Source organism: Bacillota bacterium, assembly GCA_009711825.1.
Taxonomy (GTDB): Bacteria; Bacillota; Proteinivoracia; order UBA4975; family VEMY01; genus VEMY01.
This window is the reverse complement of the sequence record VEMY01000012.1, coordinates 1-2,977: the sequence shown is the minus strand read 5'-3', so window position 1 is coordinate 2,977 and position 2,977 is coordinate 1. Positions and strand designations below refer to the sequence as shown.

The 2,977-nt window shown below is 45.3% G+C and carries 2 protein-coding genes and 1 pseudogene; 2 read left to right on the top strand and 1 reads right to left on the bottom strand.

All coding sequences use genetic code 11. The features are described 5' to 3' along the window. The first annotated feature begins 411 nt into the window (after positions 1 to 411). Positions 412 to 1,872, top strand: a complete 1,461-nt coding sequence (locus tag FH749_06195) for a hypothetical protein (protein ID MTI95066.1) — start codon at positions 412 to 414, stop codon at positions 1,870 to 1,872. A 139-nt stretch (positions 1,873 to 2,011) separates the two neighbouring features. Here FH749_06195 and FH749_06190 read toward each other — a convergent pair. Continuing rightward, positions 2,012 to 2,578, bottom strand: a pseudogene (locus FH749_06190) (serine hydrolase). 133 nt (positions 2,579 to 2,711) lie between these two features. Between FH749_06190 and FH749_06185 the strand changes: the two are divergent. Beyond that, a complete protein-coding gene (locus FH749_06185) occupies positions 2,712 to 2,954 on the top strand; it encodes a hypothetical protein (GenBank protein ID MTI95065.1) in 243 nt (80 codons plus the stop codon). Positions 2,955 to 2,977: the final 23 nt, after the last annotated feature.

Sequence of the window (2,977 nt, the reverse complement as noted above, 5' to 3'; positions counted from 1 at the left end):
TTTGTTCTTTAAACTCTTGTGAGAATGTCCTTCTTTCTCGCTTGGTCATTTTGATTCTCCTATAGTTTTATTTGAATCAAGCTTATATGACCTTAACGAATCTGTCCAACTAAGTGTAACCTATCCATATCTTGATACACCCGTACTTGCTCGTCATAAGGATGCACCGGCATCTTATCCTCGATGCAATGACTTAAATCTATAATCATTTTGGTGTTAACAACCTTTCTTTAGTTTACTATGTCCCTAAATTCTCCCTTGCCAGAATCAATTCCTGCCCCGATTAACTGGTTGTTTATATACCGGACTCCTGATCAATAAAGATATTCAAGGGCATTTCGACCTACACTCAAAAACTGGGTTCCTTCCAGAAACATTATTAATAATATACCGTACAAGGGAGGACTCAGTATGGAAACCAACGTTAACGTAGCCTTCAACCCAAAGTTTAGCAAATTCAGGAAAATAACGCCCGTCAATGGTCTCGATGCCAATGATCCGGATAACGCCATGCAGAATAATTATGCCTGGTCGATGACAGAGCTAAACGGCTATCTGTATGTAGGCACAGCAAGAAACATCCCTTACTCAATTTTCGCCAATCAGGTTCTGGGTGACATACCAATCCCAGAAGAACTGACTCCGGAAAATCCGATGATGGCTGGCGAAATCTGGCGTTACCCACTAGATGGTTGCGGAAACTGGGAGCGGGTCTACCGCACCCCGGAGTACTTTGTCAATCTCGGGTTCCGGTTCATGGTTACCTATACTACCCCTGACGGGGAGACTGCTATCTACGCTGGCGCCCTGACCCTGACACCAAACTTATTTATGCTCAAATCAACAGATGGTTTGAACTGGCGCCTCTTGGAAAACGACATCGAAGGATTCTCCACCCGCTATATGGCTGAACACCGAGGCAAATTGTACATGGGGGCGCTGCCCCTTATGGGCCAGGCCGGCATCCAGCTATATAGTAGCTATGATCCCGAGCGCGATGGTTGGGAACTGGTAGATGTCAATGGTGCCCCCGACAGAAACCCCCGGGGCAATGTGGATCTAATCTTAAGCTATAACGATCACCTCTATGTCGGCACTGCGCGATACACCGGGTTTGAACTCTGGCGCACATTGGGAGCTGAGCCGGAAAGAGATCAGTGGAAACTGGTGGTAGATAAAGGCGCCGGCGACGCTAGAAACGAACACCCCTGGGCATTGGCAGTATTCAAGGACTATATCTATCTGGGAACTGCAATTGAAGCCGGAGTCCTCAGCATCAACCCTGAACAGCAACTCGTCCCGCCAAAGGGATTCGATGTTATTAGGGTAGACAAATACGACAACTGGGAGCTGATTGTCGGTGGCGATCCTGTGGTGCCCACCCAACCCAGCACCGGCACCCGAGGACTTCCATTAAGCGGTTATTCATCTGGGTTTGGCAATATTAGCAATGCCTACTGTTGGCAACTGCAGGCACAAGGTGATGAACTGTACCTGGGCACCTTCAGCTGGTCAGTTCTTGTCCCACCCTTCATCCCACTTTTGCCTCAAATTATTTGTGCCCTTTTATCAGCCAACAGTCAAAGCAACAGCCTCCAGATTAATCTGCCTCTGGATAACTTGTTGCAGGCAATTTCGAGACTGCTGATGAAACTCGGCAAATGGTTTTTGGGGTTTGATCTTTGGAAGACAAGGGATGGAATCAATTGGACACCTGTCTCCCTAAATGGGCTGGGAAATCCACACAATTATGGTGTCCGAATGCTTTACCTGGCTCAAAACAACGACTTATATCTTGGTACAGCCAACCCCTTTGACGGCCTTGAGGTTTGGGTAAAACAGGAGGACCAAGGTGGTTCGGGGGCAAGCTGATAAGAAGAATGCGTAAATAAAAGATAAAGAACAGTCGTGTTCACTTGATAAAAAGTGGGCACGCTGTTCTTTCTATGAGCATCTCTGTGGTAACCCTCATAGATGCAGAGTCTATCACGAAAGGGCTAGGGACCTGGATTTAAACCGTTTTAATTATCTTTAATATAGCGCTGAAAGCAGCGCCATGCCCTAAACCGCTTGCTTGGTTAACAGTTCCGGTAAAATACAAATCAGTCTTTGGATTGTAGAACGCAAAGGCGCCAGTCTGGCCCCAAAAACCTAGCACTTCACCTATAGGTTTAAATGGAGAAAATAATCTTGGTATCCATAACTTCTCTAAGCCCAACCCAAAGTAAAATTGCCCTGGGAATAAAATCATATTCCAGTTTGTCTTTAACTCTGCAATAACATCCTGCGTGAAAAAATAGCCATTAAAAAACGCTTTTAGGAAAGTCATTACTTCTCCAGCGGTGGAGACAATTCCCCCCTCTGCAGTAACCGATGCCATATACTTTGGTGCACGGATTACCTGGGATTTATGATAAAAAGGTACAGGACTTGTGTCATTTATGTCCTGAAAGGCATAAGTGTTCTTTAGATTGAGTGGCTTAAATATATAGTCCTGAAACACTTCGCCGATACCTCTTCCAGTTACATTTTCCACTATACCGCCCAGCAGTTGATAATTTGTGTCTGAATAATTAACTCAAGTTTCGCAGGTGTAAAACACCTGTAATCCCCTGACTTTATTGGCCTCAAAGGTGTACAAAAACACCCCTTGCTGGTAAAATGGAAGTGCTAAACCCCAACAACCAGCGAAAGGGTGTCCTTGCACTATCATGTTACCAAATAATCTGCTTGATGAAAACACTGTCCAGTCTTCAATTTCAGCTTTTCTGAAAGAAGCCCGCATCACAACCATTCTGACTCAATCTAATGGACGCAAAGAAAAAGGTATTCCCAGCAGTGATGTGTTTATTCTCTCTGGCCTTTACTGGCAAACCATTTCTTCGCCTGTTATCGAGTACCCAAGCCGTAGCCAAAGATACCGTCTATCGGTTTCTGAAATCGCCGCGCACTAACTGGAGGAAGTTTCTGTTTATCC